A 13658-nucleotide genomic window follows, 5' to 3' on the forward strand; every position below is an offset into this window, starting at 1 on the left:
AGATTACTTGATGGGTTTATCGTCGAGATGTCTTTAACTGAAAGTTCCTCAAGATCTGTCGTCATTAACCACGCGACAGTTCGAGAACGCGCCGATATGACGACTCTCGTTCGACTTTGTGCCGAACGAGACATTCGGGTGGTCTCCGTTTGGGGCAACGAGATCGACAGGGTCGGAGAGGCTGAAGCGCTGAATGCTCTTCGCGAACATGGCATCACCGTCTCCGGCTACAACCGAATTGTCCCGTTCACTCCTGGATATCTGGAGCAGGCACGGTTCGAACTCGAAAGAGCTGCGAGGTTTGGCGCTGATCACGTCTTCCTTTTTACCGGCGGTCTTGCGCAAGGAGATCGCGATCTCGGTATGGCTCGACGCCGTGTCGAAGACGAGATGGGTCACTTGCTGGAGATCGCAAAGCCCCTTGGAATGAAGCTGGCAATCGAGCCTCTCCACCCAATGCTAACCGGCGATCGAACCGTCGTTGCGAGTGTTTCCCACGCAAATGATCTCTGCGAAACGCTCGGACCGGGTATCGGGATCGTCATTGATGTATACCACGTCTGGTGGGATGAGCGGCTGGAATCGGAAATCCACCGCGCAGGAAGTGCCGGCCGGTTGCTTGGGTTCCACGTTAACGATTGGTTGCTTCCGACCAAGCACCTTCTCACCGACAGAGGCATGATGGGCGACGGGATCATAGATCTTGCCGCCATCGATCGTCTAATGCGGGAGGCAGGTTTTGAGGGTCCTGTCAAGGTGGAATTGTTTTCTAGGGATTGGTGGGAGCGCGATCCGGCCGAAGTGCTGGATGTCGCGCTTTCCCGTTGTGAACAAATTTTTGGGGGCACTCAACGTGCAGGAACAGATACCCAATCTTAACGGTCACTCACGCGTCTACGCCGTCTTTGGCGATCCTATTACGCAGGTGCAGACGCCACACTTAATTAATCCGATCTTTGCTGCAGCGGGTGCCAACCTTTACGCTGTCCCCTTCCACGTCAGATCGGCAGATTTTGACGCTGCCTGGGATGCATTCTCAGAAATGTCCAACCTAGCTGGCATTGGTGTTACGGTACCCCACAAGGTGGCGGCCTGCGGACGGTGTTCAACCTTGACACCTACAGCGAAAGCGGTTGGAGCAGTCAACTCGGTTCAGCGCGGCCTCGATGGCCGCATGCACGGAGCGCTGTTTGATGGACAGGGCTTTATCGACGGCTTGGGTAAAGCGAAGGAGCGTTTGCGCGATGCTCGCGTGCTAATGGTTGGAGCAGGAGGCGCCGGGCGTGCCATCGCTTTTGCCCTCGCGGCTGAGGGCGTCGCTCGACTGGAGATCATCGATCCAAACGCTACTGCGCTTACGTTCACCGTGGACATGTTCAACGCTGCGAAAAGAAGCGGTCGCGCCAAGGGGGCAGATGCCACAGGGGGGTGGGACTACGACATCATCATAAATGCTTCGCCGATCGGAATCAAAGGAGCCGCTCACTTCCCAATGCCGGAGGAGTTGCTTCGGCGCGACATGCTTGTCGCGGACATCGCCAGCCTGACAGCGGAGACGCCCCTTTTGCAAGCGGCACGTGCTGCCGGTGCCACAGTATCGGACGGCAATGATATGCTGGCCGCTCAGATCAGGTTGATAGCGGGATTTGCTGCGGGATTTGAAGCGGGTACTCCTCTTAGTTAGCGTTGCGCAGAGTCGAGTTTCAGCGCGGGACCTTAGGGAGTCTAGAGCTAGGCGGCACAGAGCCCTTCTCGTTGGCGAGGGCGCATGCAGGACCTCAAACGGAAAGATAAGATGGCAATCACATCGAAAGCTTGGATCAGGGATCTAGTTGAAGAAACTCCGCTCATTGATACGCACGAGCATCTGGTAGAGGAACCGCGCAGGTTCTCGGGCGTGATCGACACAATGTTCCGATGCGACGACTGGCCGCTTTTGTTCAGGGACTACGTCTTAGAAGATCTCCATAGTGCTGGCATGAGCACGGTTGAGGAAGAGCAGTTTTATGACCCAGATTTGTCTTCCGTAGACAAATTCAGTGTTATATCACCTTATTGGGAGCGCATCCGCCATACCGGCTATGCTCAAGCGTTAAGCATAACATTTAGAGAGCTCTATGGCATCGCTTCTCTTTCATCAAACACTGTTGAGGAATTGGCGGATAAATACCATCAGGTAAAAAAACCTGGCTTTTACAATTACGTTCTGAAGGACGTTTGCCGCATCTCGGAATGTCACGTGCACTCCGTCGAACGCATTTTCATGGAAACTGCCCAACCTGCACTCCTGAAGCAAGACCTTAGCATAATGGAGCTTACTAGGTGCAGCCTCACGGACATCCGCAGAGTTGAAGAAGAGATGGGATTAACAATCAGCTCCTTCGACGACTGGCTAAAGACCATCGATACCTACTTCGAGCGGTTTGGAACGAAAGCAGTCGCCGTCAAATATCAAGGCGCATACTACAGAGGACTTCGATTTGCCCACGTGGAGCGACACGTTGCCGAAAAGCAATTCAAGACCCTGATTGCCCCTAGACCTTATCTCGGTCCAGAGGGCGCACAGGCATTGGAAGATTACCTGTTTCATTACTGCATGAAAAAAGCTCAGGATTTCAAGCTGCCCGTCAAGCTACACACTGGCTACTATGCAGCGAAAAGCAACATGCCGCTCGTCCGGATAAGAGATAACGCAGTCGACGTGTGTCGGCTATTAGAGGACTATCCCGGGATCAACTTTGTGCTCATGCACATTGGATATCCATATCAGGATGAGTACATTGCACTCTGCAAGCAATATAGCAACGCGTATGTCGATCTCTGCTGGGCATGGATAATCAACCCTGTTGCATGCGTCAGATTCCTGGCCGAGTTTCTGATGGCGGTACCAGCCAACAAGGTTTTGATATTCGGCGGAGACTATATTGCCGTCGAGAATGTGGTTGGGCATGCAGCGATCGCGCGCGCGGGTCTTACCGAGACAATCTCATCCTTGGTAGAGCGTGGTTGGCTCGGAGCCGAAAACGTGCCCGAGCTTCTGGATCGCCTCATGCGTCGGAACGCTCATGAGCTTTTCAGGTGACCTCGCCCCAGATTTCGCAGATGTGGTCCGCAATAAGATCAACCTGGCTATTGATCATGTGCATGCCCGAGTGGGTCTCAACGCCCCGTGCTTTTGCCTGCAATAAAAGGGGTGTGATTTCTGGCTCAGCGATAACCTCAGCAACGGTCATTCCGGGCTTCAGCACAACGGGGTCGAAGGGGAGGGGATCCGCCGTCTTCAGGCCAAGCGACGTGGCATTGATAACGAGCTGCCCGGCTGTGGATACGGGGTTCCCGGCCCTGGCGACGCTACGTCTGAAATAGGAATTCACCGCTCCTGCTAAAGCCTCAGCCTTTTCAACGGTGCGGTTCGAGACGACAACCCTTTTTGCTCCCGCCTCGACAAGTGCGAAGGCGATGGCGATCGCGGCGCCGCCCGCGCCGACCAACAGCACATCCCGGTCCTCGGTGGCGACTTTTCTTGATCGCAAGCCACGGACGAAGCCCTTTCCATCGAATTGGTACCCACGGAAGCTGCCGTCCCGTTCGCGACGCACGAGATTGACCGCGCCGACCCGGTCGGCGACCGGATCAAGCGTGTCGCAGAGTCCGATGGCAGTCTGCTTGTATGGCAGAGTAATGCCGAACCCCACGAGGTTCGGCATCGCCTTCAGTCCCGCCCAGATCGTGGAAAGATCGGCGGGGGGTACATGCAACGGCACGCATGCGATGTCGACGCTGCGAGCCACAAAGATGGGATTGATAGCAGAGGGTGACTTTGCCTGAGCTATTGGATCACCGATCAGCCCCAGCAACCTTGTCGTCCCTTTGATCTCGACACTCACCAAGAAAGCTCCTCGCGCTTCAGCCAGACGATGCTACCGTCCTCGACGCCGACGACGAGATCGAGAGCGCCGCGTCCGGCCCAGTCCACTGCCTCCGGCGAAGCGACGTGCATTGCCATGGCGATGGTTTCGTCCCGGAACTTGAACGGGATAGGAAGCGCGAAGCGCGGCTCTTCCGGTGTACCGACATTACGGGACAGGAAGAGACCCGCCTGTTTGGTTGTGTTTCGCGGCGCTCCCGTTTGCGGGTCCGGTGGAACGCAGGCGCGGGCATGGGTGCCGAAAATTAGGTCCGTGCGGCCGGTGCCTTCCCAATCGCAGAAGCAGAGCTTCACGCGCCCGCGCCCACCGCCGACATCGACCGTGAAGCGCATTTCGTCGCCGTTTTCCCAGCGAAGGAAATGTTTTTCGACAAGTTCAGTGTCGGACGCCTTCTTCCAGTCGCTGAGAACGCCGTCTTCGTCGAGAGCGACATAATGTAGCTGACCATTCTTCTCCCAGTCGACGACGGCTGGGCGCACACGCCAGACTGTCTTCAGGGGCTTGCCCTTATAGGTTAGGAATTCCTCTGCGCCAAAACGCGGAGGAATGGTTTTTTCTCCGGTGTTGCGGAACAACCGATGACGGCCGGTCACGTCGCTGACCAGGATGTCCATGTGGCCGGAACCGGTCCAGTTCGCGAGTGTCGGGCAAGAATAACCGAACATCTTTTCGGATGGGCCCTGGATGGAACCGGTCAAACCGGCTGCAAGCCGCACCGGCTTGCCGTCAGCCTCCAGCATGACTTCTTTGTCCAGATAGATCATGCCGTTCTCTTCGCGGCTTGCGTAAAAGAGAAGCTCCCCGGTGCTGTTACCGACGACGAGGTCGAAATGACCGTCGCCGCTGAAGTCGTGAGCTGCCGGGCTTGGTAGTACGCCGGCATGGATCAATGGTTTGGTGGTCTCGACGCGTCCGCGCTTTTCGAAGCGTGGCAGGCCGTCTTCGCTGATGCCGACATTCTTGAGAAACGTCACGTAACCGTCCTCGGCTCCGACGAGAATATCTTCAAGCCCGTCACCATCCCAGTCCACGACGCAGGGCAGGTGGATGCACTGGTCGAGTTCGAGGACTTCGTCATTCACCGCGGCGATCAGGCTCGTCGGTGCAAACGTTCCGTCTTCATGCTGCCGGGCGATATGCAGAATATTCCAGAACTCGCCCGCGATAACAGTCTGGCTATCACTTCCGAAACGACCGAATGCCGGGGCAAGCTGACCATAAACTTCGAGCGGCGTTTCTCCGGATACCAATGCCTTACCACGTTCAAGCGACGGCGATGCCAGCGTGCCCTTGTTCTTGAAGACATAAAGAAATCCGCGCAACGGACCGCCGAGCCAACGGCCGGCATCGTCATAGCCGCGATAGCCTTCATCGTTCCATTCGAGACCGTTCGGCCAATAGTCATCCCAATAGTCGCTGCCGACGATCAGTTCCGGAACGCCGTCTCCGTCGATGTCGTGGAAGCGAGCCATATGGAAATACTCGTTGCCCTTTACCCAGTCAGCATCGAGATCAAGCCGCACCGGGTCGGCAAACTCCGGGTCGCCCTTACTTCCGACATTGGGAAAGATATAGATTTGCTTGCGCATACGCGATGCTGAAACCAAATGAAAAACGTCGCCGTCGCGAACGGCCGTAACATAACCCCTGACCCCTTCGACGAGTTCTTCCTTGCCGAGGATCGGGCTGCCATCTTCATTCGTGCCAATTTGGCGGCGCAAGAAGACGCGACCGTCATAGCAGGGATCCCAAGCGGATAGGAGAAGGTCTCGTGTTCCGGTGCCGCTCCAGTCGACGACCTCGACGCATGTGATAATGCGACCTGCCACAGCGGCCGACTTCACGTCCGGATGATATTGCAGTGCTTCCGAACCGTAATCGGGGCCATGCCAGACTGTCGCATCATCCTCCCATCGTTTAACACTCACTTGCATTACTCCCTGCTTCCGTTTAAATTGGAATTCAATTCTAAAACGAAATCGCCTTACAATTCCAGTGGAAAGTACGAAGATGACCAAAAACGCTCACGGCGTCGTTCCGGTGATGCTCACCCCGCTTACGATTGACAACCGCATAGATTGGGGCGGGCTCGAAAGGCTTGTAGAGTGGTACATAGCACTGGGAGCGGACGCGCTCTTTGCCGTGTGCCAATCGAGCGAGATGCAAAGGTTGTCGCTTGAAGAGCGCGTAGCGCTCTCGACGAGGGTAGTATCCCTTGTGCGAGGACGCGTTCCGGTTATTGCTTCAGGCCATGTAAGTGAAAATACGGAAGATCAGCGAGCCGAATTGAAGGCCATGGCCGACACCGGTATCGACGCGCTTGTGCTCGTTACCAATCGGCTCGATACGGCCAATGCCGGATCAGAGGCTTTTCGTTCCAGCATCGATGCCGTGCTGAGCTGGGTGCCAGGTGATTTGCAGCTTGGCCTCTATGAATGCCCTGCGCCGTACCGCCGACTTCTCAGCGATGACGAGTTCAAGCTTTGCCGGGACACTGGCCGCTTTGTGACATTGAAAGACGTCTCTTGCGATATTGAGACGGTGAAGCGTCGCGTGGCTCTCGCCGAGGGCTCCGATCTTGCGGTTGTGAACGCGAACGCAGCCATCGCCGCGGCTGCAATGCGTGCCGGTTCGAAAGGCTTCTCAGGCGTCTTTACCAATTTTCACCCAGATCTTTATGCTTGGCTGTATCGCCATGCGGCGGAAGATAGTGACCTGCGCCGAGATCTGGAAATCTTTCTGGCATTGTCTGCTATGGCGGAGCCAATGGGGTATCCTGGCCTTGCCAAAACCTATCACACCCGGATTGGCACGTTCGCCAGCGCACGCTCTCGCGTGACGGATTACGACATCGCGGAGCGGCACTGGGCCGTGGTGAAGCTACTCGACCATATTCATGAAGGAACCGAGCGCTTTAGGCAGTCGATCGCCAAACGCGGATAACAATCTTGAGCGATGTAGCACCCGAGCATCGCGTTCCCACGAAGAATGTACCCATGATCATCACATTTGGTTCCATCAATGTCGATCTCATCTTTTCGATGAGCGAGATACCTCAAGCCGGCCAGACGCTTCTGGCGAAAGACTTTCGAACAGAAGCGGGCGGCAAGGGCGCAAATCAAGCCGTCGCTGCCGCCCGTGATGGCGCCGCGGTTGTGATGGTGGGGGCCGTGGGCGATGATGCTATGGCCGCAATCGCTTTGCGAAACCTGCAAGATAAGGCAGATGTTACCCGAGTACAGCGGGTACGCGAGCCAACCGGCTGTGCTTCAATTCTGATCGACGCTGGGGGCCGAAACATGATCGCCGTCGCAGCGAGTGCGAATTTGATCGCGTCTTCCGATGTCATTGATGAGTCTCTTCTTCAGCAGGCGTCGATTGTCCTCATGCAGATGGAAAATGACGTTTCTCAAATCGCGAAACTTGTTCGGCGGGCCAAGGAAACAAGCGCGCAATCGATCTTGAATCTTGCACCCGCATTTCCGCTAGATCCTCAAATTCTGTCCCTTTGCGATCTCATTGTCGTTAACGAAGACGAGGCCGAAACGCTGGCGGTGTGGCTTGGATGCGAGCCCTCCGCTCGATCATTGTCAAAGCGATTGAATACGGGAGTTCTAAGGACCTTGGGGGGCGAGGGTGCGGAAGCGGTGACGAACGGTAAGGAGATCAGGGTTTCGGCGATGGCAGTCGATGTGAAGGACACCACCGCGGCCGGCGATTGTTTCGTCGGCGTCCTTGCGGCGGCTTTAGATCGCGGCTTTTCTCTCGAGGACGCAATGCGACGAGCTTCGAAGGCGGCGGCAATAGCCTGCTCACGCCCAGGCAGTCAGTCAAGCATCCCCTTCGCGTCCGAAACTGACAATTGGAGGACCCTATGATTTCGCCCCAGCACAGGGCTCGATCCAGTCGTTTTCACCCAGATGGCCGCATCAAGATTTACCTATGACCTATTCTGCTTACGTGTTCGCTGTTCTTGCATTGCTTGCGACACCCGGACCCACAAATACGCTGATGGGATTAGCTGCCTTACGCAAAGGCCTTCGGTCTACTGTTGAATTGCTACCAGCTGAGCTGGGGGGATATCTTACAACGATACTACCTCTAACCTTGCTTGGAGCCGAGATTATCTCAAAATGGCCGGCGGTTTCTGTGCTAGTCAAGGCCGCCGCAGCAAGCTGGGTCCTATATCTCGCGGCCAAACTCTGGACGATTGGCGCCAATGTCGGGCGTTATGACGAGATCACAATTCGGCGTGTTTACTTTACCACCTTATTGAATCCGAAGGCCTTGGTTTTCGCCCTCGTCCTCCTGCCTCCGCCCACGGATGAACGGTTTCTCCCGAAGCTCGGTATCTTCGTTCTCTTGGCAGTCTCAATGGCGATTGCCTGGGGCGGATTGGGCGCTCTTTTGGGAAGCCAGAAGACGCAAACGCGTCTGCTTCTGATCCAGCGCGTCTCCTCAGTATGGCTTGCAATCGTTGCGACGACACTCATCCTCGGCATCATTCGCAGCTAGGGAAAAAACATGGAAAACGTAGCAGCTCCCGAACGCGAAAGCATGGAATTCGACGTTGTGATCGTCGGGGGCGGTCTTGCGGGGTTGTCGGCTGCGATCCGTCTGAAGCAGGCCAATCCGGATCTGTCGGTCGTCGTGCTCGAGAAGGGGGCTGAAGTCGGCGCGCACATCCTGTCAGGTGCCGTCGTCGATCCCATCGGCATCGACCGTCTGCTGCCTGGCTGGCGCGACGAGCCCGACCATCCGTTCAAGACCGAGGTGACGGACGACCACTTCCTGGTGCTCGGCCCTGCCGGCTCGGTGCGTCTGCCGAATATCATGATGCCGCCGCTGATGAGCAACCACGGCAACTACATCGTTTCGCTTGGCAACGTCTGTCGCTGGCTGGCGACCCATGCCGAGGCGCTCGGTGTCGAGATCTATCCGGGCTTTGCCGCAACGGAAGTGCTCTACAACGACGAGGGCGCGGTGATCGGCATCGCCACCGGCGACATGGGCATCGAGCGCTCCGGCGAGCCGGGACCGAACTTCGCCCGTGGCATGGCGCTGCTTGGCAAGTACACCCTTATCGGCGAGGGCGTGCGCGGTTCGCTCGCCAAGCAACTGATCGCCAAATACCGGCTCGGTGAGGGCCGCGACGTGCCGAAATTCGGCATCGGCCTGAAAGAACTCTGGGAGGTCAAGCCCGAGAACCACAAACAGGGGCTGGTGCAGCACTCCTTCGGCTGGCCGCTCGGCATGAAGACCGGCGGCGGCTCCTTCCTCTATCACCTCGAGGACAACCTCGTTGCCGTCGGCTTCGTCGTCCACCTGAACTACAAGAACCCTTACCTCTATCCCTTCGAGGAGTTCCAGCGCTTCAAGACGCATCCGGCGATCCGCACGACCTTCGAGGGTGGCAAACGGCTGTCCTATGGTGCGCGTGCGATCACCGAGGGCGGCTATCAGTCTGTACCGAAGTTGTCCTTCCCCGGCGGCGCGCTGATCGGCTGTTCGGCGGGCTTCGTCAACGTGCCGCGCATCAAGGGCAGCCACAATGCCGTGCTGTCGGGCATGATGGCGGCGAACCGGATCGCCGCGGCTATTGCAGCCGGTCGCGCCAATGACGAAGTGGTCGAGATCGAGAACGACTGGCGCTCGAGCGATATCGGCAAGGACCTGAAGAGGGTGCGCAACGTCAAGCCGCTGTGGTCGAAGTTCGGCACGGCAATCGGCGTGGCGCTCGGCGGCTTCGACATGTGGACGAACCAGCTCTTCGGCCTTTCGATCTTCGGTACGCTGAAGCACGGCAAGACGGATGCGGCCTCGCTGGAGCCTGCCTCGCAGCACAAGCCGATCGCCTACCCGAAACCCGACGGCGTTCTCACCTTCGACCGGCTTTCGTCGGTGTTCCTGTCGAACACCAACCACGAGGAAGACCAGCCGGTGCATCTGCAGGTGAAGGACATGGCGCTGCAGAAGTCGTCCGAGCACGACATCTATGCAGGTCCCTCGACGCGCTACTGTCCGGCCGGCGTTTACGAATGGGTGGAGAAGGATGGGCAAGAGACCTTTGTCATTAACGCCCAGAACTGCGTCCACTGCAAGACCTGCGACATCAAGGACCCGAATCAGAACATCAACTGGGTTCCGCCACAGGGTGGTGAGGGGCCGGTCTATCCGAATATGTAACAACTCTAGCGAGAATAACCAGTGCCCATATCCAAGATACTTGTTGCAAACCGTTCGGAAATTGCAATCCGCGTGTTTCGCGCGGCCAACGAGCTCGGCATAAAAACGGTCGCGATATGGGCGGAAGAAGACAAACTGGCGCTGCACAGGTTCAAGGCAGACGAAAGCTATCAGGTTGGCCGCGGCCCGCATCTTGCCCGCGACCTCGGGCCGATCGAGAGCTATCTGTCGATCGACGAGGTGATTCGCGTCGCCAAGCTCTCGGGCGCCGACGCCATCCATCCAGGCTATGGCCTCCTGTCGGAGAGCCCGGAATTTGCCGAAGCCTGTGCCCAAAACGGCATCACCTTCATCGGCCCGAAGCCCGAAACGATGCGCCAGCTCGGCAACAAGGTGGCGGCCCGCAACCTGGCGATCTCGATCGGCGTGCCGGTCGTGCCGGCGACCGAGCCGCTGCCGGATGATCCGGCCGAGATCAAGCGGCTCGCTGACGAGATCGGCTATCCGGTGATGCTGAAGGCCTCCTGGGGCGGCGGCGGCCGCGGCATGCGGGCGATCCGCGACCCCAAGGACCTGATCCGCGAGGTGACCGAGGCCAAGCGCGAGGCGAAGGCTGCCTTCGGCAAGGACGAGGTCTATCTGGAAAAGCTGGTCGAGCGGGCCCGCCACGTCGAGAGCCAGATCCTCGGCGACACGCATGGCAACGTCGTGCATCTGTTCGAGCGCGACTGCTCGATCCAGCGGCGCAATCAGAAGGTCGTCGAGCGGGCGCCGGCGCCCTATCTCAGCGAGGCGCAGCGCCAGGAGCTTGCCGCCTACTCGCTAAAGATCGCCCAGGCGACCAACTATATCGGCGCCGGCACCGTCGAGTATCTGATGGATGCCGACACCGGCAAATTCTACTTCATCGAGGTCAATCCGCGCATCCAGGTCGAGCACACGGTCACCGAGGTGGTCACCGGCATCGACATCGTCAAAGCGCAGATCCACATCCTCGACGGCTTTGCCATCGGCACGCCGGAATCGGGCGTGCCGAAGCAGGCGGATATCCGCCTCAACGGCCACGCGCTGCAGTGCCGCATTACTACGGAAGATCCGGAACACAACTTCATTCCGGACTATGGCCGCATCACCGCTTACCGGCAGGCTTCAGGATTCGGTATTCGGCTCGACGGCGGTACTGCATACGCAGGTGGCATCGTCACCCCTTTCTATGATCCGCTGCTAGAGAAAGTCATCGCATGGGCGCCGTCCCCGGCCGAAGCCATCCACAGGATGGACCGGGCGCTACGCGAGTTCCGTATCCGCGGTGTCGCGACTAACCTGACATTCCTGGAAGCCATTATCACGCATCCCAAGTTCAAGGAAAACAGCTACACCACGCGCTTCATCGACTCCACGCCGGAGCTCTTCCAGCAGGTCAAACGCAAAGACCGCGCAACCAAGCTTTTGAGTTACCTTGCGGACGTGACGGTCAATGGTCACCCCGAGGCAAAAGATCGCCGACGGCCACCAAAGGACGCTGCGAAGCCGATTGCGCCCGTGAGCTACGAAAGCCCTATCAAATCTGGCACCAAGCAACTTCTCGACAAGCTCGGTCCGAAGAAGTTCGGCGAGTGGATGCGAAACGAGAAGCGCGTGCTGCTGACCGACACGACGATGCGCGACGGTCACCAGTCGCTGCTCGCCACCCGCATGCGCACCTATGATATCGCGCGGATCGCCGACACCTATGCACATGCATTGCCGAGCCTTCTCTCGCTGGAATGCTGGGGTGGGGCGACGTTTGACGTTTCGATGCGCTTCCTCACTGAGGATCCCTGGGAACGCCTGGCGCTGATCCGCGAGCGGGCGCCCAATATCCTGCTGCAGATGCTGCTGCGCGGCGCCAACGCCGTCGGCTACAAGAATTATCCCGACAATGTCGTGAAATATTTCGTCCGCCAGGCAGCCCGGGGGGGCATCGACGTTTTCCGCGTCTTCGACTGCCTGAACTGGGTCGAGAACATGCGGGTATCGATGGATGCCATCGCCGAGGAGAACAAGCTCTGCGAAGCGGCGATCTGCTATACCGGCGATATCCTCAATTCAGCCCGCCCGAAATACGACCTGAAATACTATACCGAACTTGCGGTCGAGCTCGAGAAGGCCGGCGCCCATATCATCGCAGTCAAGGATATGGCGGGTCTGTTGAAGCCGGCGGCGGCGAAGGTGCTGTTCAAGGCGCTGCGCGAGGCGACCGGCCTGCCGATCCACTTCCACACGCATGACACCTCGGGCATTGCCGCCGCGACCGTTCTTGCGGCCGCCGAAGCCGGTGTCGATGCCGTCGATGCGGCGATGGATGCGCTCTCCGGCAATACCTCGCAGCCCTGTCTCGGCTCGATTGTCGAGGCGCTCTCCGGCTCCGAACGCGATCCGGGCCTCGATCCGGAATGGATCCGCCGCATCTCCTTCTATTGGGAGGCGGTCCGCAACCAGTATGCCGCCTTCGAAAGCGACCTCAAGGGGCCGGCCTCGGAAGTCTACCTCCATGAAATGCCGGGTGGCCAGTTCACCAACCTCAAGGAGCAGGCACGCTCGCTGGGTCTGGAGACCCGCTGGCACCAGGTAGCGCAGGCCTATGCCGACGCCAACCAGATGTTCGGCGATATCGTCAAGGTGACGCCCTCCTCCAAGGTGGTCGGCGACATGGCCCTGATGATGGTGAGCCAGGACCTGACGGTCGCCGACGTCGTCAGCCCCGAGCGCGAAGTCTCCTTCCCGGAATCGGTGGTGTCGATGCTGAAGGGCGATCTCGGCCAGCCGCCGTCGGGATGGCCGGCAGCGCTGCAAAAGAAGGCGCTGAAGGGCGAAAAGCCCTATACGGTGCGCCCCGGCTCGCTGCTGAAGGAAGCCGATCTCGATGCCGAGCGCAAGGTCATCGAGACCAAGCTGGAGCGCGAGGTCAGCGACTTCGAGTTTGCCTCCTATCTGATGTATCCGAAGGTGTTCACCGACTTTGCGCTCGCCTCCGATACCTATGGGCCGGTCTCGGTGCTGCCGACGCCTGCCTATTTCTATGGGCTTGCCGATGGCGAGGAGCTGTTCGCCGATATCGAACGAGGCAAGACGCTCGTCATCGTCAATCAGGCGATGAGCGCCACCGACAGCCAGGGCATGGTCACCGTCTTCTTCGAGCTCAACGGCCAGCCGCGCCGCATCAAGGTGCCGGACCGGGCTCACGGTGCGACGGGTGCGGCCGTGCGCCGCAAGGCCGAGCCCGGCAATGGTGCTCATGTCGGCGCGCCGATGCCCGGCGTCATCAGCCGCGTCTTCGCCTTGGCCGGCCAGGCCGTCAGCGCCGGTGACGTGCTCGTCTCCATCGAAGCGATGAAGATGGAAACGGCGATCCATGCGGAAAAGGACGGCACAATTGCCGAAATCCTCGTCAAGGCCGGCGACCAGATCGATGCGAAGGACTTACTCATCGCGTACGAAACATAATAGCTTCGAAGGGCCCGTTAGTTCTGCGCTGAGCATCAGTTCGCGCGGGCGACGCGA

Annotated in this window: 10 protein-coding genes; 8 read left to right on the forward strand and 2 right to left on the reverse strand. The window is 58.4% G+C overall.

Going from position 1 to position 13658, the window contains the following annotated elements:
- Window positions 1-96: 96 nt before the first annotated feature.
- The 3 genes from QN219_RS27395 to QN219_RS27405 all read left to right on the forward strand — a co-directional run bounded on the left by QN219_RS27395 (window position 97) and on the right by QN219_RS27405 (window position 3082).
- The gene (locus QN219_RS27395) at window positions 97-879 is read left to right on the forward strand and encodes a sugar phosphate isomerase/epimerase family protein (protein ID WP_284003353.1); all 783 of its coding nucleotides are present in this window, start codon (window positions 97-99) and stop codon (window positions 877-879) included.
- A complete protein-coding gene (locus QN219_RS27400) occupies window positions 809-1684 on the forward strand; it encodes a ThiF family adenylyltransferase (RefSeq protein ID WP_284003355.1) in 876 nt (291 codons plus the stop codon). The genes QN219_RS27395 and QN219_RS27400 overlap by 71 nt, the downstream gene beginning before the upstream one ends.
- An 84-nt stretch (window positions 1685-1768) precedes the next feature.
- Window positions 1769-3082 carry an amidohydrolase family protein gene (locus QN219_RS27405; protein ID WP_284003357.1) on the forward strand — a complete coding sequence of 438 codons (1314 nt, stop codon included), beginning with the start codon at window positions 1769-1771 and terminating at the stop codon, window positions 3080-3082.
- On the opposite strand, the gene QN219_RS27410 is transcribed toward QN219_RS27405, so the two are convergent.
- Window positions 3075-3887, reverse strand: a complete 813-nt coding sequence (locus tag QN219_RS27410) for a shikimate dehydrogenase (protein WP_284003359.1) — start codon at window positions 3885-3887, stop codon at window positions 3075-3077. The two genes, QN219_RS27405 and QN219_RS27410, sit on opposite strands and share 8 nt — an antisense overlap.
- Window positions 3884-5857 (reverse strand): VCBS repeat-containing protein, encoded by a 1974-nt coding sequence (locus QN219_RS27415; protein WP_284003361.1) that lies wholly within the window; start codon window positions 5855-5857, stop codon window positions 3884-3886. Before QN219_RS27415 ends, QN219_RS27410 begins: the two co-directional genes overlap by 4 nt.
- A gap of 82 nt (window positions 5858-5939) precedes the next feature.
- Between QN219_RS27415 and QN219_RS27420 the strand changes: the two genes are divergently transcribed.
- The 5 genes from QN219_RS27420 to pyc all read left to right on the forward strand — a co-directional run bounded on the left by QN219_RS27420 (window position 5940) and on the right by pyc (window position 13601).
- Window positions 5940-6872, forward strand: coding sequence for a dihydrodipicolinate synthase family protein (locus QN219_RS27420; RefSeq protein ID WP_284003362.1), 933 nt, complete (start codon window positions 5940-5942; stop codon window positions 6870-6872).
- A gap of 53 nt (window positions 6873-6925) precedes the next feature.
- A complete protein-coding gene (locus tag QN219_RS27425; RefSeq protein WP_284003363.1) occupies window positions 6926-7807 on the forward strand; it encodes a ribokinase in 882 nt (293 codons plus the stop codon).
- Window positions 7808-7871: 64 nt separating this feature from the next.
- The gene (locus QN219_RS27430; protein ID WP_284003364.1) at window positions 7872-8444 is read left to right on the forward strand and encodes a hypothetical protein; all 573 of its coding nucleotides are present in this window, start codon (window positions 7872-7874) and stop codon (window positions 8442-8444) included.
- Window positions 8445-8453: 9 nt separating this feature from the next.
- On the forward strand, window positions 8454-10115 hold the full coding sequence (locus QN219_RS27435; protein WP_284003367.1) for an electron transfer flavoprotein-ubiquinone oxidoreductase: 1662 nt from the start codon (window positions 8454-8456) through the stop codon (window positions 10113-10115).
- A gap of 21 nt (window positions 10116-10136) precedes the next feature.
- Window positions 10137-13601, forward strand: a complete 3465-nt coding sequence (gene pyc / locus QN219_RS27440) for a pyruvate carboxylase (protein ID WP_284003368.1) — start codon at window positions 10137-10139, stop codon at window positions 13599-13601.
- Window positions 13602-13658 lie beyond the last annotated feature (57 nt).

The sequence above is a fragment of the Sinorhizobium sp. 8-89 genome, from assembly GCF_030124325.1.
In the GTDB taxonomy this organism is placed as follows: Bacteria; Pseudomonadota; Alphaproteobacteria; order Rhizobiales; family Rhizobiaceae; genus Sinorhizobium.